Genomic DNA, 25531 nt, shown 5'->3' with positions numbered 1-25531 from the left:
ACAACGCCATCGCCTGATCACGGGGGCGGGGCCGGCATCACCGGTCCCAACATATACGGGGGCTCGCATGCGCAAGAATCTGCCAATCACTACCAATGAACGCCTGCTGGAGGATGGCAAGTCCATCGTCTCCAAGACCGACCTGCAGGGCAACATCACTTACGTCAATCCCTACTTCATCGAGATCAGCGGCTTCACCGAGGACGAACTGCTGGGCGCGCCACAGAACATCGTGCGCCATCCCGAGATGCCGCGCGAAGCCTTTGGCGACATGTGGGCCACGCTCAAGACCGGCCTGCCCTGGAATGGACTGGTCAAGAACCGCTGCAAGAACGGCGACTACTACTGGGTGCAAGCCAACGTCACCCCGGTGCGCGAAAACGGTCGCGCCGTCGGCTACATGTCGGTACGCACCCGTCCCTCGCGCGAACAGGTGCAGGCCGCAGACACCGCCTATCGGCGCTTTGTCGCAGGCCAGGCACGCGGCATGCGTATCCATCGTGGTGCCGTGGCCGCCACCGGAATCACCGGCTGGCTGCAGGGCCTGCGTGACCTATCGGTAGCGCGCCGGCTGGGCTGGCTGATGAGCCTGCTGACCCTGATGTTCATCCTCGGTGGCGCCATCGCCGGCAACGCCGTGCAAAAGGCCGGTGGCAGCCCCTATGCAGTCTGGCTGGGTACAGCCTGCGGCGCGCTGCTCCTGCTGGGTTCCTGGGCCCTGCTCCACGCCAGCATCGTGGCGCCCCTGCAGAATGCCATCAAGGCCGTGCACGGCCTGGCCGGCGGCGACCTGGATCTGCATATCGCCACCGATGCGCGCGGCGACATGGGCCTGCTGCTGCAGGCGCTGCAGCAGCTCAATGTCAACCTGCGTGCCATCATCGGTGACGTGCGGCGCAACGTCGAATCCATGACCATCTCCACCGGCGAGATCGCCAGCGGCAACATGGACCTCTCCGGACGCACCGAATCGCAGGCCTCGGCACTGGAAGAGACTGCCTCCAGCATCGAGGAATTCGCCGCCACCGTGCGCCAGAATGCGGACTCCTCGGCCAATGCCGACCGCCAGGCGCAATCGGCATCCTCCATCGCCCAGCGTGGCAGCCAGGCGGTCCAGCGCATGGGCAAGACCATGGAAGAAATCGACTCCGCTTCGCACAAGATCGTCGATATCATCGGCCTCATCGATGGCATTTCCTTCCAGACCAACATCCTGGCGCTGAACGCCGCCGTCGAAGCCGCGCGCGCGGGCGAACAGGGGCGCGGCTTTGCCGTGGTGGCCTCGGAGGTGCGCACGCTGGCGCAGCGTTCGGCGTCGGCGGCCAAGGATATCAAGAGCCTCATCGATGACTCCCGCACCAAGGTCGAAAGCGGCAACCAGCTGGTGCAGGAAACCGCACAGGCCATGGGTGAACTGGGTGGCGCGGTGGAAAACATGGCTGTGACGATGGCCGAGATCACGGTCGCCAGCAACGAGCAGAGTGGCGGCATCGACCAGTTGAACCAGGCCATCAACGCCATTGACGAAACCACGCAGCAGAATGCGGCACTGGTGGAGCAGGCAGCCGCTGCCGCAGAAAACCTGCGCGACCAGGCACAGAAACTGAGCCAGGCCATGTCGGTCTTCAAGATCGGTCACGGCAGCCCGCGCGCCACCCCGGCCCCCACTGCGCCTGGCATCAGCAAGGGACGTACCCTGATGCTGGCACAATGAACTGATGCACCCCGCGCGCCGCTTTACATTCACTTGCACAACTTTACCCGTCTATAGCGGCGCGCCACCTTTGCACTGACACTTCCCTTGCTTATGATGAGCGCATGCCAGTCTCGCCCAGACGAGCAGGGCATGCCATCCACTTCAACATCCGGGAGTCCATCATGAGCGTGTCATCCGTCTCGTCCAGCAACAGCAGCTTCTACAACACCATCGTGCAGCCGATCAAGAACGTCGCCAGCGAAGTCGGCGACGAAATCGAAAGCGCCTACGATGCCACCGCCGATGCCGTTTCCTCGGCAGCGCACTCGGTGGCCGACAGCGTCAGCTCGGGCGTGAAAGCCATCGGCAACCTGATCGACACCAAGGCCTGATGCCCCGCATCGCATCGTCGTGACCGGCCGGGAGCGCGCTCCCGGTCATGCCTTGCCTGCAGCAGCCGTGCCATAATCCGGGCAACCCGAATTGCTCCGATCTTGTTTCGCCTGGCCCGGATTTCTCCATGCTGCTGCATACCATCTACCTCATCGCCATCTGTGCCGAAGCCATCTCCGGCGCCCTCATGGGCATCCGCAAGGACATGGATATCTTTGGCATCTGCCTCATCGGCACTGTCGCCGCGCTCGGCGGCGGCACCGTGCGCGACCTGCTCATCGGCCACTATCCGCTGGGCTGGGTGGCCCATCCCGAATACCTGGCCTTCACCATCTGCGCGGCCATCGTCGCGGCAGTGGCGGCGCGCGCCCTGCATCACTTCAAGTCGGCCTTCCTGGTGGTCGATGCCCTGGGCCTGGTAGCCTTTACCGTCATCGGCTGCGATATCGCGCGCGGCTTCGGCAACTTCCATCCGGCCATCGTGGTGATGCTGGGCATGGTCACCGGAGTCTTCGGTGGCCTGCTGCGCGATGTGCTCTGCAACGAGATCCCGCTGGTGCTGCGCCGTGAAATCTATGCCAGCGTATCGCTGCTCACCGGCACCCTGTATGTGGTGATGCTGCATCTGCAGATCGATCCGCGCATCGCCACCCTCAGTGCATTGCTGGCGGGCTTTGCGGTACGCCTGCTGGCCATCCGCTTCCATTGGGAATTGCCGCGCATGGACAAGGAACACGTGCGCGGCTTCGACTAGCGCCGCTTCAGCCCATGACATCTTTTGTTGCAATTGCCTGACCGCGCTTAGCAAACCTGCGGTGTTCAATGCTGCCTCACTGCGACTTGTTATTTTTTATTTGCACGAGGCATTCATGAAACGACTGATGACGATCATCGCTACGGCGATGTTGCTGGCCACGCTGGGTGGCTGTGTCTGCGCCCCCTGGTTCTGCGGGCCCGGGCCCGGCGGCGGTGGCGAACGCGGTGGCTGGGGTGGTGGCGGTCCCGGCGGTGGACCGCGCTGATCGCCCGATACCATAAAAAAACGGGCTGAGGTTTCCTGCACCGTCAGCCCGTACCTGCCTGCTTCCCCTACCCTTGCTGATGCACGGCCTCAGCCAAGCGCACCGACACTTCCCTCCAGCAGCTTCCACGCTTCCTCGCCAAACTTGGCGCGCATGTCCTTGTAGAAGTTGGCGCGGGCCAGCGCTTCCTTGAAAGAGTCCTTGTCGGGTTCGACGATCTGCAAGCCCTTGCCGGCCAGGTCGCTGCGGGCAAAGCCGGAGAACGAGGCGATATCGGCACGTTCATCGCTGGCGGCCTTGTCCAGTTCGCGGCGCACGATTTCCTGGATATCCTTGGGCAGCTTGTCGAAGGCACGACGGTTGCCCAGGATCCAATAGGCATCCCAGACGTGGTTGGACATGGTGCAGAACTTCTGCACTTCGTACAGGCGTGCGGTGCTGATGATGGCCAGCGGGTTTTCCTGGCCTTCGACCAGCTTGGTCTGCAGCGAGGAATAGACTTCGTTGAAGTTGATCGGTGTGGGGCTGGCACCCAGGGCCGAGAACAGCGAGGTCAGCATCGGCGCAGCCGGCACCCGCAGCTTGAGGCCCTTGATATCGGCCGCATTCTTGATCGGCTTGGTGGACGTGGTGATCTGGCGGAAGCCGTTGTCCCAGGGCTTGGACATGGTCAGCAGGCCGACCTTCTCGATCTGCGCGCGCACATAGGCACCCAGTTGTCCGTCCATGGCCTTCCATACCGCCGTGTAATCGTGGAAGGCAAAACCGGTATTGACGATGCCGGCCGCCGGCACCAGGGTCGAGAGCACGGTATTGGCCTGGTTGAAGAATTCCACGCCGCCATTGCGCACCTGCGACATCAGGTCGGTATCCGAACCCAGCTGGTTGGCCGGGAACAGCTTGATCTCCATGCGTCCGTTGGTGGCGTTGCGGATGCGGTCGATGGCTTCCTGCGCGCGCTTGTTGACCGGGTGCGACGGATCCTGGCCGGTGGCGAACTTGTAGGTGAATTCGGCCGCATTGGCCGGACGCGTCATGATCGAGAACAGCGGCAGTGCCGCCGCGGCAGCGCCCACCTTCAAGACCTGGCGACGGCTGATCCCCTTGCTCCCCTTGATCTCCTTCTTCGTGCTCTCGTCTTTCATCTCTTGTCTCCTGTGATCTTCTGATAGGAATCGGATAAGGCAACGCCGGCTTCGTTGGCCGGCGCTTGAAGTTTAATGGATCAGCATACCGCCATTGACGTCCAGTGTGATGCCGGTGCAATACTGCGACAGGTCGCTGGCCAGGAAGACGCACACGCCACCCACGTCGTCAGGGCCGCCCAGGCGCGCCAGCGGGATGGTCTCGGCGATCTCGGCCTTCTTCTCGGCGCTGAGGATGTTCTTGTTGATGTCGGTGGAGATCAGGCCCGGCGTGACGCAGTTGACGCGGATGCCTTCCGGTCCGAACTCGCGCGCCATGGCCCGCGCCAGGCCCAGCACGCCGGCCTTGGCTGCCGAATAGTGCGGACCGCCCAGGATACCGCCGCCGCGCTGCGCCGACACCGACGAGATGCAGACGATGGAACCGCTCTTTTGCGCGCGCATGGCCGGCAATGCCGCCTGCGACATGTAGAGCGTGCCGCGCAGGCTCACATCCAGGATGCGGTCGTAGTCACGGCCGGTGATGTCCAGGAACTTGGCGGGCTGGGTGATGCCGGCATTGTTGACCAGGATGTCGATGCGACCGAACTGCTGGGTCACGGCCGCCGCAGCGGCTTCGCAGGAAGCCTTGTCGGTGACATCGGCCACCAGGCCCAGATGGCCCTCGCCCAGGCGGGCGGCAGCGGCGGCAGGCTCGGCCTGTGCCAGATCCAGGATCACCACGCGGGCGCCTTGTGCGGCCATCAGGCGCGCGGTTGAAAAGCCCAGGCCGTTGATGCCTGCACCGCCGGTAATGATGGCGACTTTATCCTTGAGCAGCATTGTGTCATCTCCAAATAGTTGCGTTCGAATGAGCAACACGGGAGACCCTGCAGGCCGCGCGAAATCCGGACAGCGCTGCGGCTGCCGGCATGGTCTCCTTGTTGTTCTGGCGCTGATCTTGGATCTTTCGCTGTAGCGCGACAAGTGATGCTTTGTCATGGAGATGTGACGAACCATCATCTGCCGTGACGATGCGATAAAATTGGTCGCAAGTCCGCGCCAGCGCATGCTGTGACGCAGCAGAACAACATGACACCACCGAGACGCGATGATTCCACCCCTGACCTCCCTGATGGCGTTTGAAGCGATTGCCCGCAGGAAGAGTTTCAACCTGGCCGCGGCCGAACTGCACCTGACGCCCTCGGCCATCAGCCATCAGGTGGCACGCCTGGAAAAGCTGCTGGGCCTGCGCCTGTTCGAGCGTTCCACCAAGGGCGTGGAGCTGACCCCGGCCGGGCAGTCCTACCTGAACCGCGTGGCCGGCGCGCTGGGCGCGATCAACTCGGCCACCGACGATCTGCGCCACGGCGTGGAGAATTCCCTGCAGATCCACTCCAGTCCCAGTTTCGCCAGCCTGTGGCTGATGCCGCGCATCGGCCGCTTTGCCCAGCGCTATCCCGACATCGCGCTGGGTCTGTCGGCCTCGCCGGAGTTTTCCGATTTCGAGATCGGCCAGGTCGACCTGGACCTGCGCTGTGGCGTGCCGCACTGGCCCGACCTGGAGATCGAACCGGTCCTGTCGGAGCGGGTGCTGCCCATGGCCAGTCCGGATTTCCTGGCCCGCCACCGCATCGAGACACCCGACGACCTGGTGCTGGCGCCGCTGATCCAGTCGCGCGGCAGCCTGCTGCAGTGGCCGGAGTGGTTCGCCCGCTACGCCCCGGACCTGCGCCCGGAACGCATCGCGCTACGCTTCGACCGCGCCATGATGAGCATCGAAGCCGCCGTGCAGGGCCTGGGCGTGGTCTTCGAAAGCAATGCCTTCGGTGCCGAGCACCTGGCCAGCGGCCGCCTGCAGCCGGTGTTTGCGGAAGGCATGGACCTGGAGATCACGCAACACTTCGCGGTCTGTCCGGCGCGCAACAAATCGCGCCCGGAGGTGATCTGCTTCCTGCAGTGGTTGCGTGAGGAAAGTGTTGGACCACAGGCGTAGATGACGGGGATTCAGTCATTGCTGAATTTTCATCGCTTGCCCGATGACAGGACTGTCGCAAAGAATAAGTCTCCACCATAAGAAAACGGAGACCGGCGTGCGGGCAGGATGCCCAAGCGCTTTCCTGTCATGAACCAACATCCCATGCAGCCGCTGGCGCACGCCATCCGCTTCCTCTCCATCGATGCCATCGTGCGTGCCACCGAAGGCCATCAGGGCGTGCCGCTGGGCATGGCCGAGATCGCCACGGCACTCTATGCCCGCCACCTGCGCTTCAATCCGGCCGAGCCGACCTGGTTCGACCGCGATCGCGTGGTGCTCTCCAATGGCCATGGCTCGATGCTGCTGTACTCCCTGCTCTACCTGAGCGGCTACGAACACATCACGCTGGAGCAGGTGCGCAGCTTCCGCGAGTTCGGCTCGCACTGCGCCGGCCATCCCGAGTTCGACCCCAAACTGGGCATCGAAGTCACCACCGGCCCGCTGGGCCAGGGCATTGCCAATGCCTTCGGCATGGCCGTGGCCGAGGCCTACCTCAATGCCCGCTTCGGCGATGGCATCGTCAACCATCGCACCTATGCCTTCGTGGGCGACGGTTGCCTGCAGGAAGGCATCGGCCAGGAAATGATTTCCCTGGCCGGCCACCTGCGCCTGGACAAGCTGACCCTGCTGTGGGACGACAACCAGATCACCGATGACGGCAGTACCGACATCTCCATCAGCGAAAACGTGGCCGAGCGCTTCCGTGTGGCGGGCTGGCATGTGGTCGAAGTCGATGGCCATGACATCGATGCGGTCTCGCGTGCGCTGGAGGCCACGCGCCAGTCAGACCGTCCGTCCATGATTGCCTGCCGCACCATCATCGGCCGTGGCATCCCGCGCGTGCAGGGCCAGCGTGGCGGTCACAGCGCCCGCCTCTACGAGGAAGATGCACAGGCCGCGCGCGACCTGCTGCAATGGCCGCACGGACATTTCGAGGTACCTGCCGAGATCCTCTCGCAATGGCGTGCCTTCGGCCATCGCAACGATACTCCCTACCAGGACTGGCAGGCGCGTGTGCAGGCCCTGCCGGCAGCGCAGCGCGCCGAGTTCGAGCGCATCCTGCGCGGCGAGCTGCCGCAGGACTGGCAACAGACCCTGCTTGAATTCAAGCGCCAGGCCCACACGCCCGAACAGGCGCAGGGTGGCATCCTGATCTCGGCGGCGATCAACAAGCTGCTCTCGGAGGTGATCCCGGAGCGCATGGTCGGCTGCGCCGACCTGGAAGCGCCGACCGCGCACAAGGGGCCGCTGGCGGCCTTCACGGCCACGCATCGCGGCGGTTCCTACGTCCATTGCGGCGTGCGCGAGCACCTCATGGGCGCCATGGCCAATGGTATGGCCGCGCATGGCGGCGTCATTCCGCTGAGCGTGACCTATCTCGCCTTCTCGGACTACGAACGCCCGGCCATGCGCATGGCGGCGCTGATGGGCTTGCCGGTGAAATATGTCTTCAGCCACGACTCCATCGGCATCGGCAAGAATGGGCCGACGCACCAGCCGGTGGAAATCCTGGCCTCGCTGCGCGCCATGCCCAACATGCTGGTGATGCGCCCGGCTGATGCCAGCGAGGCGGTGGAATGCTGGGAGGTCGCCATGCAACATCGCCGTGGACCGGTCTCGATGGTGTTTGCGCGGCAAGCGCTGCCATCGCTGCGCCAGGGCTTCGAGGCAGACAACCGCAGTGCGCGCGGTGCCTATGTGCTGCAGGAAGCGCAATGCGCGACGCGTTCGGTGACGCTGCTGGCTACCGGCTCGGAAGTCGCCATCGCCTGCGCGGCGCGTACGCAACTGGAAGCCCTGGGCATCGGTACGGCCGTGGTGTCGCTACCGTGCTGGGAACTGTTCGACCAGCAGGACGCCGGTTATCGGGATGCAGTGCTCGGTGTGGGGACGGTACGCGTGGGTGTGGAAGCGGCCGTACGCTTCGGCTGGGACCGCTACCTGGGTCACCGTGGCGGCTTCGTCGGTATGCAGGGCTTTGGCGCACCTGGGCCGGCCGATGTGCTGTATCGCCATTTCAATATCACGGCAGATGCCGTGGTGGCCGAGGCGCAGCGACTGCTCTCCGGCGATCCGGCCAAATGATATAAAAATCGCGTGCCACAAAAGCAAAAGGCCCACCTGGAACCAGGTGAGCCGTTCATTGATTAATGCTGGATTAGCCTCGGCCCCGGCTATCTGCAGGGTGCCACGGCGTTGACGTGCCCGGCCTATCTGGCCGGTGCCATCGATATTCAGTTGTTCGTTCTTGCATGGAGAGGACAGTCGCGCGGACGCCCTTGCTCACGAACGATTAATTAACTATTTGCCCCACGGGACGTACCCGTGAGCGGCGGCGAAACCTTGTCACATGCCCGCGCTATCTGCACGGCCACACGTGACGCTTGCCCGCCTTCCGCGCCCTGCGCCGCCAAAGCGGCGCGAGGGGCTGGCATCACCACGATCCCGACCAGTGGCCGGCCCTTGCTATCTGCAAGATGACGGCCTGACGAGAACGTGTTTCATCAACGACGGTGATGCCGCGAGGGCTGCCGGTCTGGCCTGCGGAACGTATGGAAATCCGTTGGCACAGAAGCTCGGCAGCGGGGATGTTCTGGACGAAAGTCCTCGACCTGCTTAGGCGATGACCTTGATGTTGGTCGCCTTGGCGCCCTTGGGACCGGTACCGATCTCGAAGGACACGCGCTGGTTTTCGGCCAGGCTGCGGAAACCAGTGGACTGGATATCCTGGAAGTGGGCGAACAGATCGTCGCCACCTGCATCAGGCTTGATGAAGCCGAAGCCCTTGGCATCGTTGAACCACTTGACTACGCCGGTTTGGGTGCTCATGTCTTTTTCCTTTGAAACATTAAAACGTTGAAACGTGTTGAGGCGATATGCCTGAAGGCACTTGAAACCAAGAACTGAAACCGAAGGAAAGAAAACAGAACGACCGAGGAGGGAACAACAGTCAGGCGGAATTGGAACCAACAAGAATGCAACTTGATGCAAGTACTGAACGGATTATACACAGGATTTGACAAATTGTTCTCAGCTGTTGTTATTTGTGTGGTTTTTCGACAAATCAGCCTCCCCCTTCCCCTTGCCGGCATGCCAGGCCTGGCGCCACAGGATCGGGCATGCGCCCGTTGCGGGTGATGCTGTCGAGCCAACCGGCTTAACCGGTTTGGGCCAGCCCCACGTAATTCCGGTATATTGAACGCAAGAAAAAAAACGCCGTGCCCCGCTTGCGCCTATCGGTTCCACTGCAAACCGGCTCCCGGATTCCTGCTGCATGCCACCCTGCCCCTGCGTATTCAATGCCCTTCTTCAGACGCTTGCGCTCCGCGCGCTCGACAGAGGACTCTCATGTACCTGGCCTGCCGGTACGTCTTGGCATCTCGGGACTGGTCGTGGCGGGGATGGTCCTGCTGGCCGCGGTGCTGGTCTCGGTAGGCTGGTGGGGCGCGCGACAGATCCTGCTCGACATGGCCGAACGTTCGGCACAGGATTCGGGCCGCATCATGACCGAGCGCTCGCGCCGCATCATCGATCCTGCCGTGGCGACGCTGCGCCAGCTGGCCTTCGATCCGATCACCCAGGCCACGCACCTGGATGAACGGCTGGCCCGCTTCGGCGCCTTCTCGGCCGACCTGGTCGCCAATCCGCTGGTCTCGGCCGTCTACGTGGGATATGCCAATGGCGACTTCCTGCTGGTACGCTCACTGCGCGGACCGCAACAGCGCCGCTTCTTTGCCGCACCGGAAGGCAGTGCCTTCCTGGTGCAAACCATCACAGGCACACCCGGTGGACAACAAGAGGGGCAATACCGCTTCTACAGCACCGACCTGAAGCTGCTGGAATTGCGCGAACAGCCCGACTATCACTTCGATGCCCGCCTGCGCCCCTGGTATGCCTCGGCGAATCGCTCGATCGATCCCAGCATCTCCGCGCCCTATGTCTTCTTCACCACGCGACAGATCGGCATCAGCCTGTCGCAACGGGCGCGCGCCAGCGACGCGGTCGTGGCCATCGACATGACGCTCGACGACCTGGCCACCAACCTGGGCAACCTGCGCCTGACCCCGCACAGCGAGCTGGCCCTGGTCGACGATACAGGCAAGGTGATCGCCTATAGCGACATGAGCCGGGTGCTGGTGCAGGACGGTGACAATTTCGATTTCCGCAGTTTGCGCGAACTGGATGTTCCCGCCCTGACGCTGCTGGCGGCACGCGCCCGCGAAGGCGCCCCCAGCGCGCTGTATCGGGCCAGTGGGCAGGAGTGGCTGGGATTGTCGTTGCCCTTCGACGTCATCAGCGGCCATGCCTTGCACCTGCTGATCGCCGCGCCCGGTGACGAATTGCTGGGTCAGCTGGAACGCAATCGCAAGACCATGGTACTCATCGCCATCATCCTGGTGATTGCCTTTCTGCCGCTGGGCTGGTGGGCCGGCCACGCCATCGGTCGCAGCATGGAAGGCCTGGCGCTGCAGGCCCGGCGCATGTCGCGCTTCGACTTCCGCAATATGGGAACGTCGCGCAGCGCGCTGCGCGAGGTCAACATGCTCACCGAGATGGTGGGCAGTGTCAGCCTGACGGTCGAAGCCTTCCTCGATATCAGCGCCATCCTCAGTACCGAGACTCACGTCGAGCGGATGCTGCAACAGGTTCTGGAAAAGTTCGTTCAGGCCACCCACTGCGAAGGCGGCGCCGTCTACCTGTGGCAACGCGAATCGCAGCAGATGCAGCGTGCCGCGCGCTATGGCTTGCAGGATGCCCTGGGCGACACCATGCCCTACGACCTGCAGCGGGTGACACCGCCCGATGCACCTGTAGCCGCCGATGAGCAGCGGCGCGTGGCACTGGATCTGCGCGGGCGCAACGGCTCGCTGGAGGGATTGCTGGTGCTGCTGCCCGCCGACGACAGCGCCCATCACGACCCTCGCTTCCTGGCCTTTGCGCGGCGCCTCTCCGGCATGCTGGCCGTGGCCATCGAAACGCGCCAGCTGATCGCCGCACAAAAAAACCTGCTGGAATCGCTGATCCGCCTCATGGCCGACGCCATCGATGCCAAGAGTCCCTATACCGGTGGCCACTGCGAACGGGTGCCGCGACTGGCCACCCTGCTGGTCGAGCGCCTGGCCGAAGAGCAGGAAGGCCCCTATGCCAGCTTCCGCCTGACCGAGGACGAGCGTTACGCGTTCCAGCTGGCCGCCCTGCTGCATGACTGCGGCAAGGTCACCAGCCCCGAACACATCGTCGACAAGGCGACCAAGCTGGAGGTGATCCACAATCGCATCCACGAAGTGCGGATGCGCTTCGAAGTCCTCTGGCGTGACGCCGAGCTGGAGCTGCTGCGACAATTCCCGGCCGGCTTGCCGCCGGAGCAGGAGCGTCAGTTACGCGACCGCCTCGATGCGCAACGCGAGCGCCTGCGCGAAGACTTCGCCTTTGTCGCGCAATGCAATGTCGGCGGCGAGACCATGTCGGAGGAAGCCATCGCAAGGCTGCGCCAGATCGCCACGCAGACCTGGCAACGCCACTTCGACGACAGCCTGGGCCTGGCCGTGGAAGAGGCGCGGCGCCTGTCGGTCGCACGCGCTGGCCAACCCGCTTCGGCGCTGCCGGCCACCGAAGCGCTGCTGGCCGACCGCCCCGAACACGTCGTCGACTGGGACGACGAGCATCGCCCACCGGTAGAACGCGACAATCCGCGCAACACCCTGGGCTTCGACATGGTATTGCCGCGCTATCGGCAGAACATGGGCGAATTGCACAACCTGACGATACGGCGCGGCACCCTGACACCCGAAGACCGCTTTGCCATCAACAACCACATCGTGCAGACGCTGGTGATGTTGAAGAGCCTGCCCTGGCCCGAGTCGCTGCAAAGCGTGCCCGACACGGCCGCCAACCATCACGAGAAGATGGATGGCAGCGGTTACCCACGCCGCCTCAAGGCCAGCACCCTGCCGTTGCAGGACCGTGTGATGGCATTGGCCGATGTGTTCGAAGCGCTGACCGCAGCGGACCGTCCCTACAAGCCGGCCAAGACACTCTCCGAATCGCTGCGCATCATGGCCCGCATGTGCGGCGAACAACACCTCGATACCGAGTTGTTCCGTTACTTCCTGCGTAGTCGCTTGTGGCAGGTCTATGCCGATGAATTGCTGCGTCCTGAGCAGCGGGACGATATCGATATCCCCGCGATCGAGGCCTTGCTCGTGACGGCGTGAGCAGCCGTTAAAATAGCGCTTTACCCAACTGGATCGCCACCATTTCTCCCCTGATCATCACCGACGACGAGGTCGAGTTGACCGCCATCCGCGCGCAAGGCGCCGGTGGGCAGAACGTCAACAAGGTATCGAGCGCAGTCCACCTGCGCTTCGATATCCGCGCCTCGTCCCTGCCGGATGACGTGAAAGAGCGTCTGCTGGCCTTGCGGGACCAGCGCATCAGCAAGGAGGGGGTGGTCATCATCAAGGCCCAGGCACACCGCAGCCAGGAAAAGAACAAGGCAGACGCCATGCAGCGCCTGCAGGAAATGCTGATGCTGGCGGCGCAGATCGCGGTCGTGCGCAAGCCGACCCGGCCTACCCGGGGATCGCAGCGCAGACGACTGCAAAGCAAGAAACAGCGTGGTGAAACCAAGTCGATGCGCGGGAAGGTATCTGCTTGAACCAGGTGGCGCTTCATTTCAGAGCCATTTACGTGGATGTATTCTGGCGGCCACTGTGGCCCTGTTGATGCCGGGCAAGAATTATCGGATTGATGCAGCAAGGCGTTCTTCATCCTCCGGGGCTAGAGGGCTGGAGGACAGACACACCGGGCAGTCCTGAGGGTAAGATAATCACCGCGAACAAACATATCTCCAGCAGGAGCCAGGCATCATGAGCGAACGTCGCGTCAACCCTGTCAGTCCTATCCATGCCATCAAGCCACTATCGGAAGTGAGCATCAAAAGGACTTATTTCCGGCAATTGAATCAGTGGCGCAAGATGTCCGAGAAATATGCCAAGCAGAGGAAGGCGCGGGAGGCCGAGGAGAAGGATAAGTGAGCCAGGAAACCGGAATGGGCCAAAGAGCCATTGGCCCATTCGACAGGCCCGCTGCGACGTACGACGTTAAACCCATCCCTTCCGGCCCGCCCCCGGTTTGCCCCAGCAGTACAATCCCGCGTAAAATGCGGGCTTCGCGGGTGTAGCTCAATGGTAGAGCAGGAGCTTCCCAAGCTTAAGACGAGGGTTCGATCCCCTTCACCCGCTCCAGTTTCCCTATCTGCAGCCCTTCGCGCCTTGCCTGGTGCGACTTCCCGGTCTGCATCTCACCGTTTCACGAGTCATCCATGTCTGAAAACAAATCCGGCAAGCCGCTGTTCTATGATCCCAGCGAGCGTCGCATCCGCAGTTTCGTTACCCGCGCCGGGCGCGTGTCGGTGGCGCAAGGTCGTGCCCTGGACGAACTGGGCCCGCGCTTCCAGGTGCCCTACGACAAGTCGCCGCTGGACCTGGATGCCACCTTCGGTCGCCATGCGCCCACCGTGCTGGAAATCGGCTTCGGCATGGGCGAGACCAGTGCCAGGATCTCCGCGCTGATGCCGGAGAAGAACTTCATCGGCGTGGAAGTCCACACTCCCGGCGTGGGCAGCTACCTGAAACTGATCGGTGAGGGCAATCTCGAGAACGTGCGCATCATCCAGCACGACGCCGTCGAAGTGCTGACCAACATGATCGCCCCCGATACGCTGGCCGGCGTGCATGTGTTCTTCCCCGATCCGTGGCACAAGGCGCGCCACAACAAGCGTCGCCTGATCCAGGGACCGCTGGTGCAACTGATCAGCTCGCGCCTGGCGCCGGGTGGCTACATCCACTGCGCCACCGACTGGGAGGAATATGCGATCCAGATGCTGGAAGTGCTCTCGGCCGAGCCGACGCTGAAGAACACCGCCACCGATCCGTCCGGCTACGTGCCGCGCCCCGAGTACCGCAATACCACCAAGTTCGAGAACCGCGGCTTGCGCCTGGGGCATGGGGTGTGGGACCTGGTGTTCGAGAAGATCTGAACGGCACTCGACGGGAACGGCACGATCAAGAATCTGCCGCCCGGCTTGCTCAGTAGCGAATAAATTTCCGCGCAATATCCTTGATCCACATCGGCACGAAACGCTGGATGAGACGACGGCCGAGGACCTTGGAAGCAGGCTTCATGCCGGCCTTGAAAGCCGAATCGATGGCGGCGACTTCCTGCACGATTCCTCGTAGCTGCTGCTCGTAGACGGCATAGAGCGCCCCCGGTTCGCGACACTCCGAGGTGTAAAAATGTGAGAGGCGGTCGAACCGACCATTGTCCAGCAACTGGAACTGGTGGAAGTGATAGAAGATCAGCGGACTATCCTGGACCGTCAGAATGCCATCCTTATCTCGACCAAAACGATACTGTGCGTAGTTCCACGGGGCAATGCCTGCCCCAGGATGCATCAGAATGTGGCATTGGGAGTACCTCTCTGGCCATTCGTCCAGATACTTCTGGTCACCCATCCGACCTTCCTCGACTCGGTAATAGCACCATTCAATACATTGCTCACGCCAACGCTTGAGGCACGCCATGCCTTGCTCGTCCCGACGGAAGCTGACCCACTCGACGCAGAATCGACCATTGACGATACGGTCCATCAAGCGTGGTGTAAACCTGTGCTCAATGATGGCAACCGAGGCATCGCCAATTTCATCGAACAATGGCTGAACAGGCGAATAGAACAACAGATCCGCATCCAGATAGGTCATGAAATCGATCTGCGGATGTTGCGCCATTACGTACGATGGCAGGCAAGGCGAGAGGGTCCAGCAGTACTCTGCCACACCACGATCAGCCTTGGCCTTGAGCAGTTCTTCGTCTTCGATTTCTGATAGCGATAACAGGGATACATCCGGCAACGCCAACGCTGTCAGGATGCTTCGAGCCTTCTCGTCCATGCACAGGACGTGGACATGGGCTTGCGGGCAATGCGCCTTGAGCGAGCGCAGCATCGCTACGCCCTTGTACAGATAGCCGCTATCAAATAACGTGCAAAAATATTTCTTGTCCATAGATTACTTTTTTTGGCAAACATATGTTCGGGTAGCTTCGCGTTTGCCCTCCCGAATTGACTCGCTCAAGGTGTATGTAGCGATAAGCCGCAGACCACTGTCTTCCAGCAAGCCAAGGAATTGTTGTTCGTTGAAATGGATCTCGACTGTCTCGACGCCATAGGCCTGCTTGCGATAGTAGACATCCGGCTGGTCCAGCACCACGGGCGTACGATGGAAGATCGCGTAACCCGTGCAGACTCGCGCTGTTTCCAGCACTGCTTTGCCATACTCGGGAATGTGCAGTAGGCAGCAACCCGACAACACGATATCAAATTCACCGTCCGCTTGACGCAGGGACGTTGCATCTTCCACGGAGAAGCGCATCGCGGGGTAGATCTTCTGCGCTAGTTCAATGAAGGGGGTGGAATAATCGCAGCCGCTATAACGAACGCCGATCCCCGCAATTTCCAGCACCTCGGAATAAAATCCACTCGAACAACCAATCTCCAGCAGTGTCTTGCCGGCCGGGTTTTCAGGAAGCGCGCGCAAGGCGTCAACAAGTACATCGAATACCTCAACCGCTACACCATCCCGGTAAGAAAGCAGTTGCCGATCAACCAGTTCACGCTGCCTCGCAGGCAGCAGTTCTGACTGCCAGGCCCCACGAAGCCGTGCGGATTCGCTGAGCGCGGCGCCCCCATCGATGCGAACGTAGTGCGCAGACACATCACGAACGAGTCCAAGCCTTGAAAGCAGCCTGTGTGCTGCGCTTTTTATCTGGCGACAGTGCTTAAGCAAAGACAATGGAATGTCCACGATCAAACCTTCGCGTCCAGGTACTTATGCAGGATTGGGACAAGCTCCTCCATGCGGTGGCGATAGGTATGCTCCTTCAAGGTCCTGGCCTGTCCGGCACGCGCGATTTCCTGCGCTTCTTCCGGATGGGCGAGGTAATAGCGAATCAGCTCGGCCGCCTCTTCAGCGCTCGAATAGGCCACCACCTCGCGGCCGACCTCGAAAATTTCGCCAAGGTTGTCCTTGCGATCCGTCAGCAGCAGAGATCCAACACCCGTCGCCTCGTACAAGCGCATGTTGTTGGCATTGTTTTCAGCGACGTTGATATGGCGATTGAGCGTGATACGACTACGTGCCAGGGCACGATACATATCCATCCCCCATACCTCCCCATGGTGCCTTGCCTTGATCGGCGAAGACGCATCCAGGCTTGCAGCGCCATACCCAAAAAACTCGATCGGTGTATTGCGTGCCAGATATTCGAGCACTGGAATGGCCTTGCCATGATGGCGACTGATTCCGCCCACGAAGCTCGCATCCACATCCTTGGGCTGGTTACCCAGCATCTCCAGGATGCGAGTATCAAAGCCGATCCGGAAGTACTCGCTGGCGATCCCCATATCGTGGAAGCGCGGCACGAAATGCGGGAACGAAGTCAAGATCAGATCATAGCCTTTGACAAAGGAATCTGGTGGCAGCGGGCAGGCGATCTGTCCCACCACAAGTCGCGTATAGCGCCGCAGATGGGCCAAGGCTTCGGGGGAGAAGAAAGACAGATCCTGGCAATAGACCACATCAGGACGTATCGCTTCAATCTGGGCAACAGCGACGTCTCGCAGCCCGGGCAAGCGACGCAGCGCATGTCCGAGCAGCGGCAAACGCGCCAGCCGGTGTGGAATGCGAAGGGTCCAGGAGGAGAATGGCACCTGATGTTCCTGTGCCCAGCCTTGCTGCAACGGTACGCAATTGACCACCAGATCGCTGGCTTCGCAGCCCAGTTCGTTGAGATGTCGACTGTAGAAATCAGATGTACCGAAGCCGGTATCGATCAACGCCTTGAGTTGCTGGTCGTAGGAAGCTTGCGCCAGGGCCGGCTGCTTCTCGTAGATCCGCGCCAGGAAGGCCGGATAGTAGGTGTCAACAATGACAATCTTCATTTTTTCGATGTCCGCTTTCGCAAACCTGGGAAAAGTGTAAATGCACATATGCGCAATGGCATCGTAAGACGTTGCGGCCAGTTGCTCGCTTCCCACCAGAAGGTGGCCAACGCCGGAAGGTAGGCTGGAGAACGTATCGAGCACAATTTCTCCCGCAACGATCCGAAGACACGGGCACTGCCGTATTCATCGGCCGAAAGCACCGCAGCGTCGGGCGCAACCAAGAGCCGCCACCCTTTCCGTCGCACACGCAGTGATACCTCATAGTCCGCAAAGTAATGCGGCAAGCGCCGCGGACGCATTCCCCCAGCGGCAACCAGACCCGCCCATGGGAACAGGACACCGCGCCCCGAAAGCACATCGACCGGCAATGGTTGATCCTGCGCCAGCGCGTTAGCGGCGGGTTGCAGGTCGCTCGTCAGGAATCGCCAGGCATTGACCTTGGCTCCCAGCGACAAGAGGCGATGCGGCGCCACTTCATCACGCACAATACTACCGACGGCTGCCGGTGCATTGTTACGCGCAGCACGCAACAGCGCCATGACGAAATTCGGAGCAACTGCCGTATCGTTGTTCATGAGCAGCACCCAGTCATCCTTACCGGCACGGCTCTGCAAAGAGCGAAACGCCAGGTCGACGGCACCGCCCCAGAACAAACTTCCATCGCCACGTAACACGTCGATATCTTTCTGCTCGTCAAGCCATTTCCCTGTGCCATCAGTAGAGCCATCATCGACCACAATCAGCTGCAAGTCTTCGTCGACGACCTGTGCGCGCAGACAAGTCACCAGCCCTTGTGTCATCGCCAGCCGGTTGAAGACGGGTACGATTACATAGACACTCATTGCCAGGCCTCCTCGACCACGAGTCGGGCAGGTCTGATTGCTTCCTTGCAATCGACTCCAGTCATGATTCCAAATCTTGGCAAATAACGTCCTTTTCCTTCGCCCGTCACTGCTGCTCCCCTTGGGACGACGTGGTATTGACGAACCGGTAGAAAAGTTCGCAATCACGCAGTAGTTCTTGATATGTACCTGATGCTTTTACAGCGCCGTCAACCAGGAAGACAATCTTGTCACAATGCGCAATCGTCGAGAGACGATGGGCAATCAGGATAACGGTCTTGTCGCCACTGAGCGCCCGAATGGCTTCGGTGATTTCTCGTTCGGTCTCGTTGTCCAGCGCTGATGTTGCCTCGTCAAGCACCAGGATCGGGGGATTGCGATACAGTGCTCGCGCTATCCCGATCCGCTGACGCTGCCCACCGGAGAGTCGGGCACCGCGATCGCCGACGATCGTGTCGAGTCCGTCGGGAAGACGTGCGACCAGACTGGACAGTTGGGCCTGCTCAATGACGGCATTCACACGCGCCTCGTCGATTTCATGTGGCAACTGACCGAACGCAATGTTGTTGCGAATTGAATCGTCGGACAAGTAAATGGTCTGTGGCACGTAACCGAAATTACGCCGCCAGGATCTCGCCACTCCATGGGACAGAGGCGTCCCATCCACCAGGATCTGCCCACGTCCGGGCTCCAGTAATCCGAGCAGCAGATCAACGGCCGTGGTCTTGCCGGCGCCCGAAGAACCGACGAAGGCAATCGACTTGCCACGCTCAATGCGCAAGGAAAGGTCATGCAGCACCGGCGTATCGTGCCCCGGATAGGAAAAGGCCAGGTGATCGAACTGAATGTCAGTGGTAAAACTGATTTCGTTCGGGCTCGCGTCGTTGGCCTCCAAACCTACACCTTCAGACTTGCGATCCAGTTCAGTACAGACAGCATTGATATGATACGTGGCCTGCCTGATGGAGATGGTGGCATTCAGGATCCGGTTGAGCGCCGGCATGATCCGAATTGCAGCTGCAGCCAGCAAAACGATGATAGGTAGCATGGCCGCACCACTGTTACCCAACAGGATCGAGACCAGCACCAGCATGACGGTCAGGCTGAACCAGACCGACTCAATCACCGGTCGGGTCACCGATGAAAGCATCGTCGCTTTCATTCCAACCCAGGCGGACTTCTCGCTATAAGACATGCTGCGATCAAGAAAGAAGTCTTCCTTGGAGAGGATCTTGACTTCCTTGATACCACCAAAGGCTTGATACATCCACTTGTTCATCTCGATGAGAAACTTGTTCCCTTCTTCGCCGTAACGTGTCGCCTTCTTGCGCGTATAACGATAGATGACAAACCCCAGCACTCCCGAGACGACCACGACCACCAGCGTCACCCATGGCTGCACAAACAGCAGAAAAGCACTGATGAGCACCAGCACGATCATCTCGGTGGCAATGGTCATTGCAGGTGTCAGGATAAGGCTGATGATCCCGGACACGTTGCGCACATTCTGATATAGCTCTGCTGGGTTTTTCTCCGTGAAGAACAGGTATTCCCGTTCCAGGTAGCTGCGCATGAGACGCGACTCTACATCCAGTTGCAATCGCAGCAGCTGACGAGACTGCACATATTGCTGAATGACGAAGATAATATTCTTGACGATGAACAGCGCAATGAGCGCAATGCTGGAAACGATGATGAAACGTTGCGGCGAGTCAAACTCGAAGGCACGATAGATTGCCCCCAAATAATGGCTGTTGACGATCAGGTCTGGCGAATTGACCACGGCAATATAGGGCATCAGCAAGCCGATTCCCAGGGTTTCCATGATCGCCATCACCAGCATGAAGAGCAACAGCACGATCAGGCTACGCCGTTGTCGGTCCGTATGCAGTGCCAGCGCCTTTTTCAGATTCTGTATCATGCCTTGCGTGCTCTCCGCGCACGGATGAGTTCAATGACCTTGCTCCAGACGCGTTCTGCAACATGGCCATCTGCGTTGAGGAACATGGTCTCACGAGTGCGCACACGTGCATCCAGCTCTTGCTGACTGACGTTGATGACTTGCGGATCGTTCTCGGCCCAACGATCGAGCATGGTCCTGAACTCATCCTTTGAACGAATCGTTGTACAAGCCCCGGAATCCGCCAACTGCAGCAGCATGGTCTTGCGGTCGATATCGGGATGGATTTCCCATTCGATATAGAACAGCGGGTTATTCGAGAACATGGCCTCATACATGGCCGTCGTCTGGAAGCCGATCACCAGCTGGCTATACAGGATAAGCTCGTTGCAGGAGAAGCTGCGATCAAGTGGAACTACATTGGTCAAACCGGCCTTGGCACAACGCTCCAGGAAGAGGGGATTATTGTCCTCGACGTGGCCCATCTTGTAGAACACCAGTACGTCACGATGCCTGCACGCGAATTCGAAAACCTCATCCTCCGCCTGCGCCAGCAACTCGATCCAGTTGAACTCCGGATTATCCGGAAATGCGTACGGAGAAACATAATTTCGAATGCCGAAAGTCAGGAACAAGACCCGCTTTTCGTACTTGTCCCATTCACGATATTCCTTTCGCTGGAACTTGCGATCCCAGTGGAACCACCAGTCCGTATCGAGCTCACCGATGACAAAGATGTCCTTGACGCTGGGCATACGACTGAAATTGAACATGTGCTTATGACCTTCGTTGGCCACGACGAAATAGTCAGCTGTCACAGTGACCGAGTTCAGGTAGCACTCTGCTTCGTTCTGGTAGGTATACTCGGTACCCGTACCTTCACGTTCTGCAACAACCCACTCGACGCCTCGCTTCTGGGCCACATTGATCATCTCAACGACATACCGGTCGTGATTGCTGCCAGAGAAAAAGAAATCGATCTTTCCCGTAACCTTCTCAAGAGCATCAAGGAATCGCTCGAGATACAGCCGATACTCGGCGCGTGCCTGATCGTTGATGGGATCAATGTATTTCATCCGCGCATCTTCATAGAAGCCGCAGCCACGTACACTATGTTCTCGGAAAATAATGGTCTCGGCCACTGCCGTAGCAATCGGGAACTGAAACCAGACACATTCCGTGTTTTCCCGGCGCTGGGAAATCTCATAGAGCCGCTCGAAGCGGCCATCACTTTCCGTTGAAAAATAGATGACTGCTGGGTTCAGTCCCTGCTTTCGCAATTCCTTCAGACGGCGCAATGCCGGCCGATTGTGCGAGATGAAATAGGGCACGGCGAACAGGGCGATATCCAGTTTCAGCTTGAACAGGAACTTGAGCAACGGACGAGGTTCACGGAAAAAACCGCGCAACAGGAATTCGTACTTGAAGCGGCGAAAGACCTTCTGGATGAATACGGATGGACTCATTTATTTTGAAATATTTTGTGAATTGATAAGCTTGGCTTGAGCGAAATGGCGCTGCAGGCGCGATGGTTTGTCTGGAGGGTTCGCAGAGAAAAGTTCTTTCCCAAGACGCCGCAGGCTAGCTCTGATGGCCTGCATTTCCTCTGCCACCTGACCGTCGAAACGGTTCTGGTCATTGGCGCGCTCAGATGTCTGCAAGGCCTGGCCGTATAGTCTGTTGACGACTTCATCAGCGACCGGCATGGTTTTACGTCGAGCCAGATCCCATCGCTCCTGCGGCCATGAAACGCCCACGCGCACAAGTCGCAACAGGACACGTTCAACAAGACTGCGCCGATAGCGTCGTTCGGGAGCAAAGCTGGCTCGCAGGTCGACACAGGAACGGGAAAATTCCAAGCCATACCAGCGGTAGGCCTGGTGGCAACGCTCGAGACGCCAACCGTCAGCGAGGGCTTGTTCGATTGCCTGCAAGTATCCGTCCTGGGTCGTACCAACGTAGTTGAGCGAAGTTGGATAGAGCACAATCTCCGGCGAATAGATCACCACAGGCAAGCCAAGCAATGTCATCTCCTTGCCCACGCTGGACCAGGCATTGAGGAAAAGATCGGCCTCCTGCGCCAGGTCATAGAGCGAAAGATTGTCGTCGGGCCAGTTCACGCTGACATTGGGAGGAAGATCCGTCAGCAGTTCCTTCATGCGTCGCGAATGTTCGCTCTGCACCTGATCGCGACGATTGGGAAACTCCCTTGGATGGACCCGAATGAGAACAAACCACTCAGGCCGGGACTTGGCCAACTCAACCAGATGCCTTACCCAATCCAGAATGCGCGGGAACAGCAGATGCGACGATGGACGCGACGCATTGACCGACTCCACGGCAAAGCGCTCGTCATAACTGCTGGTGCTCGCCACGATGAATTTCTGCTCCTCACCGATTCCGAAACGCTTGCGCAGATTCTGGTACTGGCCAGAGCGCGCTGCCGAGAACACGAATGAGTTGAGCGATCCGAACAGGCACAGGAAGTGGTGCGTAACATCGTCGATGACCGCCGGTGATACTGGTCGATCACGATAGAAATCGAACCGCGACGCCAGGTCCGCCAGATAACCCCAAGTGAAATCCTTGCCAATCATCAAGGTGCCATGCTGTCGTGCCAGATTGGTCCCCGCATGCATGAAATACTGCTCGATTCCTGCCGCGCGGGCGCGCAGACAGAAGGCCCGATGTGCTACGTAGAGACTGTTGTAGACCGAAACCCGGTCAGGTCTGGATTGCGCAAGCAGCCGATCACTGGCCAGCGTCACCTGCGCCGCTAGCCTCAGGAATACCAGATACTCTTCCCAGATCACGTCAGAGAACTCAAAGTCGTTCTTCTTGTGTCGCAAGATCAGTTCGTACAACGCGGTACGACCGACGGGTTTGCCCTGCACGGTCAGCTGATCAAAGTCCTCGGCGGCCAGCAAGTGCGAACGCAGCTGCACAGCTTTCGCCAGCAAGGCGATGATGAGTGCCTCGTCACCAGGCTCGATGTAGTCATCCAGCTCGACGTGACGCAAACCGAGTTTGTCATCCATCAGCCGTCCCTTGGCATGACAACGCTCACACAACTCGCGCTGTTGTTCCTCTGGCGTAGCGGCGGTGAACTTGGCCGACTGGCCGGCTGGACATAAGGGTCGCAAGGCTCCCCGGCAACGCACCATCGTCACCGAGCTTCCCTTCTTGGCGAGAATCTCCCCAACTAGTCCCTCTGGGAAACTGTGCTCCCAGATCTCTGCGGACGGCGAGAAAAATAAAACGTGATTACTCAAAATTATTCCAATTTTCTTGACGACGAGGTCCTGATCTTCATTTGATCAGAATCGGTCCCTCAGGAGTCCATACCGGCATGAAAACCGCCCCTGCCGCAACCCGATAGCGAGGGCGACCACGCAGGAGTATTGGATCAGGAATGGCTCATGCTGAAGCGTTGTCCGGAATACTGCCTGCACAGCATCGGCTTGCTGTTCGATGTCGGCAGAGATGACGTAAACACCCGAAGGGGACGACCGTCTCCGGCAAAAGCCGCATTGGCTACGAAGCTGACCTTACGCACGCTCAAGGGAGGCAGGCGCAATACTTCGCTGCAGGCCACGGCCTTTGTCTGGGCGTCCTGCAGACCGATGACCATCTCATGCATCACGGCGCTGGGGTTGCATTGATAAAGCGTCACCGCCTCCAGACCGGTAGTCTCGATGACCTGGTTGGTGATGAAAGGTCCCGATGGCGGACTGGCGGGATCGAGGGTTGATGAAGGATGAACCATTGCCACACCGCCGGCAGCGCCCTTGTAGAACATGAAGAAATGCGATGCCAGCAAGCCCAGTTTCTTGTATTCGGGAAGGCGCACCCGATCAGGCGTGAACTGCATGCTGATCAGGCCGAGGTCGCTGGACAGGGACTGCCTGGCCAGCATGGCATGAATGTCGAGAAAGGAATTGCCGAAATGTTCCAGGCGCAATTCCTGCTCCAGGAGCACCACCCCATCCTTGTCACGCAAGACGACTGCCAGTCGTCCGGCCGTCGTCAAGCCCGCATTGAGAAACGAGAGGTAGTTGTTGATACCTGCGACCGTGCTGATGTGTCCATCATTGATATACATCTGCACCACCGGCGCAGCCATCCGTGCCGGCGCCACATGCTCCTTGACTTGCCGGTACAGGCGCAATGCTGCCTCGGGGCAAGCCTGGCGCACAAGGTTCTTGATTGTCATGTCAGTGCTCCTCTTGAAGGAAAATTCCACTGTGCTTCAATTCATCAATCATCTTTGCACGCACGACTCCCGTGACTGATTGTCCATAGTACATCGGCGGCAGCGAGTGCTCGACGGCCAGAGTCTGCGTACTCTGATCTACATTGAGCACCAGCGGCAGCAATGCTGCGTTGTCGCACATGGCCAGGAGGGTGTAATGATGCATCTCCTGCCCCGTCGGCAAGGACTGTCCTGCCTCACTCAGCATGGATTTCATGCTGATGGACTGCGCCATGCCTGGCGCGAGCATAAACACAGACTTGACCAGGGCCTCACCCTGCGCATTGAGCAGACTGCACTTCAGTATTGCCTGTCGTGCGTAGCCTGGCTCAAAGGAGGTATGTAGGATACTCAGCAGCGTGTCGAGAGTCTCGGTCAGGAATACCTTGGGGGCCTGGATGACCGTCGTTTCCTCTCGTGAGAACTTGCGGTAGTTGAATGCGCCACTTTGGTAGAGCACCCCACTGGAGAAGCCGTCCGGCCAGTAATACTCGACGTAGTGATCCTGGGCAGTAAACAGGCTCCAGATTTCGCTGCGCTCGATATCGACACACTGGTCAGCGTCAGCCTGCGGGAGCAGTCGCATGGGCATGAGATGGAAGATCATGACCTGATCCTGCGCAGCATCTTGCCATTGGCCGCAGTCCAGGCTCACTGCACTGTCCGGAGGCAGACGTGCGATATCCTCGCGATAGACACTGGTTGTTCCATCGGGAGAGAACACTGTCAGGTCAATCCGATATTCAGTGACCAGCGGCCCCTTGCTATGAGATTTGTTGGAGAGGGTCACGCGCGTACCCAAGCCAAGCTGAGTCAAGGTTCTTATCTGAAAGACATGCAGCGCCTTGAGCGCGAATTTTTCTACGATGGAACTCATCCTTGATCCTCAGCGGTTATTTTTGAAGTACCGATGTCATCATGTTGCTTCGGGCAAAAGCAATCGATGCCGACGCTGTGAAATGGTCGTAGTCCACCACGACCAAGCCGTCGGGCATGGTTTCCGAAACGCGTATGACACATGAGCCATCTTGCATAAAAACTTCAAAGGAGAAACGGTTCCCCACCCTGTTTGCTCGGCAATACGGGCCAGTTCAATATCGACAATCAGGATACGCGTGATCAGGTAGCCCGAGATGACGAAGAAAACGTCGACGCCAACAAACCCTCCTTTGAAAGCAGAGGGAAAGAAATGGAACAGCAAGACATAGGAAACTGCGAACGCTCGCAGTCCGTCAATTTCCGGACGATAGGAGAGTTTCATA

The 25531-nt window shown here is 59.7% G+C and carries 22 protein-coding genes, 1 tRNA gene and 1 pseudogene; 11 read left to right on the top strand and 13 right to left on the bottom strand.

The genetic code is table 11. The annotated features are described in order from the left end of the window. The first annotated feature begins 67 nt into the window (after nt 1–67). The 4 genes from ACIPHN_RS09490 (at nt 68) to ACIPHN_RS09475 (ending at nt 3111) form a co-directional block, all read left to right on the top strand. Complete coding sequence (locus ACIPHN_RS09490) at nt 68–1714, top strand: methyl-accepting chemotaxis protein (RefSeq protein WP_400435555.1); 1647 nt, start codon at nt 68–70, stop codon at nt 1712–1714. A gap of 164 nt (nt 1715–1878) precedes the next feature. Beyond that, a complete protein-coding gene (locus tag ACIPHN_RS09485; RefSeq protein ID WP_198983876.1) occupies nt 1879–2088 on the top strand; it encodes a protamine P1 domain containing protein in 210 nt (69 codons plus the stop codon). Between the two features lie 128 nt (nt 2089–2216). Continuing rightward, on the top strand, nt 2217–2843 hold the full coding sequence (locus tag ACIPHN_RS09480) for a trimeric intracellular cation channel family protein (RefSeq protein WP_400435553.1): 627 nt from the start codon (nt 2217–2219) through the stop codon (nt 2841–2843). Between the two features lie 115 nt (nt 2844–2958). Beyond that, nucleotides 2959–3111, top strand: coding sequence for a hypothetical protein (locus ACIPHN_RS09475; protein ID WP_400435551.1), 153 nt, complete (start codon nt 2959–2961; stop codon nt 3109–3111). A gap of 89 nt (nt 3112–3200) precedes the next feature. Here the strand turns inward: ACIPHN_RS09475 and ACIPHN_RS09470 are convergent, their stop codons facing one another. Together ACIPHN_RS09470 and ACIPHN_RS09465 are read right to left on the bottom strand one after the other, a co-directional pair. After that, nucleotides 3201–4256, bottom strand: a complete 1056-nt coding sequence (locus tag ACIPHN_RS09470; protein ID WP_400435550.1) for a TRAP transporter substrate-binding protein — start codon at nt 4254–4256, stop codon at nt 3201–3203. A gap of 72 nt (nt 4257–4328) precedes the next feature. Next, the gene (locus ACIPHN_RS09465) at nt 4329–5078 is read right to left on the bottom strand and encodes an SDR family NAD(P)-dependent oxidoreductase (protein WP_400435548.1); all 750 of its coding nucleotides are present in this window, start codon (nt 5076–5078) and stop codon (nt 4329–4331) included. 268 nt (nt 5079–5346) lie between these two features. Here ACIPHN_RS09465 and ACIPHN_RS09460 point away from each other — a divergent pair, with 268 nt between their 5' ends. Beyond that, nucleotides 5347–6231, top strand: coding sequence for a LysR substrate-binding domain-containing protein (locus ACIPHN_RS09460; protein WP_400435547.1), 885 nt, complete (start codon nt 5347–5349; stop codon nt 6229–6231). 108 nt (nt 6232–6339) lie between these two features. After that, entirely contained in the window at nt 6340–8358 is a 2019-nt protein-coding gene (gene tkt, locus ACIPHN_RS09455; protein WP_400435546.1) for a transketolase, read from the top strand. 531 nt (nt 8359–8889) lie between these two features. Here the strand turns inward: tkt and ACIPHN_RS09450 are convergent. Beyond that, nucleotides 8890–9102 carry a cold-shock protein gene (locus tag ACIPHN_RS09450; RefSeq protein ID WP_400435544.1) on the bottom strand — a complete coding sequence of 71 codons (213 nt, stop codon included), beginning with the start codon at nt 9100–9102 and terminating at the stop codon, nt 8890–8892. Nucleotides 9103–9572: 470 nt separating this feature from the next. Here ACIPHN_RS09450 and ACIPHN_RS09445 point away from each other — a divergent pair, with 470 nt between their 5' ends. The 5 genes from ACIPHN_RS09445 (at nt 9573) to trmB (ending at nt 14314) form a co-directional block, all read left to right on the top strand. After that, nucleotides 9573–12488 carry an HD domain-containing phosphohydrolase gene (locus tag ACIPHN_RS09445; protein ID WP_400435542.1) on the top strand — a complete coding sequence of 972 codons (2916 nt, stop codon included), beginning with the start codon at nt 9573–9575 and terminating at the stop codon, nt 12486–12488. Between the two features lie 32 nt (nt 12489–12520). Next, on the top strand, nt 12521–12931 hold the full coding sequence (gene arfB / locus ACIPHN_RS09440) for an alternative ribosome rescue aminoacyl-tRNA hydrolase ArfB (protein WP_400435703.1): 411 nt from the start codon (nt 12521–12523) through the stop codon (nt 12929–12931). 211 nt (nt 12932–13142) lie between these two features. Next, the gene (locus tag ACIPHN_RS09435) at nt 13143–13310 is read left to right on the top strand and encodes a hypothetical protein (protein ID WP_400435541.1); all 168 of its coding nucleotides are present in this window, start codon (nt 13143–13145) and stop codon (nt 13308–13310) included. Between the two features lie 136 nt (nt 13311–13446). Further along, nucleotides 13447–13520: transfer RNA gene (locus tag ACIPHN_RS09430), tRNA-Gly, on the top strand. 77 nt (nt 13521–13597) lie between these two features. Next, nucleotides 13598–14314: a tRNA (guanosine(46)-N7)-methyltransferase TrmB gene (trmB, locus tag ACIPHN_RS09425; RefSeq protein ID WP_400435539.1), complete on the top strand. Its 717-nt coding sequence runs from the start codon at nt 13598–13600 to the stop codon at nt 14312–14314. Nucleotides 14315–14363: 49 nt separating this feature from the next. Here trmB and ACIPHN_RS09420 read toward each other — a convergent pair whose 3' ends face one another. The 10 genes and pseudogenes from ACIPHN_RS09420 to ACIPHN_RS09375 all read right to left on the bottom strand — a co-directional run. After that, a complete protein-coding gene (locus tag ACIPHN_RS09420; protein ID WP_400435537.1) occupies nt 14364–15338 on the bottom strand; it encodes a hypothetical protein in 975 nt (324 codons plus the stop codon). A gap of 3 nt (nt 15339–15341) precedes the next feature. Further along, nucleotides 15342–16136: a class I SAM-dependent methyltransferase gene (locus ACIPHN_RS09415; protein ID WP_400435535.1), complete on the bottom strand. Its 795-nt coding sequence runs from the start codon at nt 16134–16136 to the stop codon at nt 15342–15344. Nucleotides 16137–16138: 2 nt separating this feature from the next. Next, entirely contained in the window at nt 16139–17272 is a 1134-nt protein-coding gene (locus ACIPHN_RS09410) for a glycosyltransferase (RefSeq protein ID WP_400435534.1), read from the bottom strand. Then, nucleotides 17269–18117, bottom strand: coding sequence for a glycosyltransferase family 2 protein (locus ACIPHN_RS09405; RefSeq protein WP_400435533.1), 849 nt, complete (start codon nt 18115–18117; stop codon nt 17269–17271). The genes ACIPHN_RS09410 and ACIPHN_RS09405 overlap by 4 nt, the downstream gene beginning before the upstream one ends. Before the next feature lie 106 nt (nt 18118–18223). Continuing rightward, a complete protein-coding gene (locus tag ACIPHN_RS09400) occupies nt 18224–20038 on the bottom strand; it encodes an ABC transporter ATP-binding protein (RefSeq protein WP_400435531.1) in 1815 nt (604 codons plus the stop codon). Continuing rightward, the gene (locus ACIPHN_RS09395; RefSeq protein WP_400435529.1) at nt 20035–21483 is read right to left on the bottom strand and encodes a hypothetical protein; all 1449 of its coding nucleotides are present in this window, start codon (nt 21481–21483) and stop codon (nt 20035–20037) included. Before ACIPHN_RS09395 ends, ACIPHN_RS09400 begins: the two co-directional genes overlap by 4 nt. Continuing rightward, entirely contained in the window at nt 21484–23289 is a 1806-nt protein-coding gene (locus tag ACIPHN_RS09390) for a hypothetical protein (protein WP_400435527.1), read from the bottom strand. It lies immediately after the preceding gene. A gap of 134 nt (nt 23290–23423) precedes the next feature. After that, the gene (locus ACIPHN_RS09385; RefSeq protein WP_400435525.1) at nt 23424–24230 is read right to left on the bottom strand and encodes a hypothetical protein; all 807 of its coding nucleotides are present in this window, start codon (nt 24228–24230) and stop codon (nt 23424–23426) included. A 1-nt stretch (nt 24231) separates the two neighbouring features. Beyond that, entirely contained in the window at nt 24232–25146 is a 915-nt protein-coding gene (locus ACIPHN_RS09380; RefSeq protein WP_400435524.1) for a hypothetical protein, read from the bottom strand. 198 nt (nt 25147–25344) lie between these two features. Next, nucleotides 25345–25530 (bottom strand): annotated as a pseudogene (locus ACIPHN_RS09375) (acyltransferase family protein); the annotation flags it as partial. Nucleotide 25531 lies beyond the last annotated feature (1 nt).

Origin of the sequence: Herbaspirillum sp. NPDC087042 (assembly GCF_044745245.1) — a bacterium.
Lineage (GTDB): Bacteria > Pseudomonadota > Gammaproteobacteria > Burkholderiales > Burkholderiaceae_D > Herbaspirillum.
The sequence above is the reverse complement of the archived record's forward strand: the minus strand, read 5'-3'. Positions and strand labels throughout refer to the sequence as shown.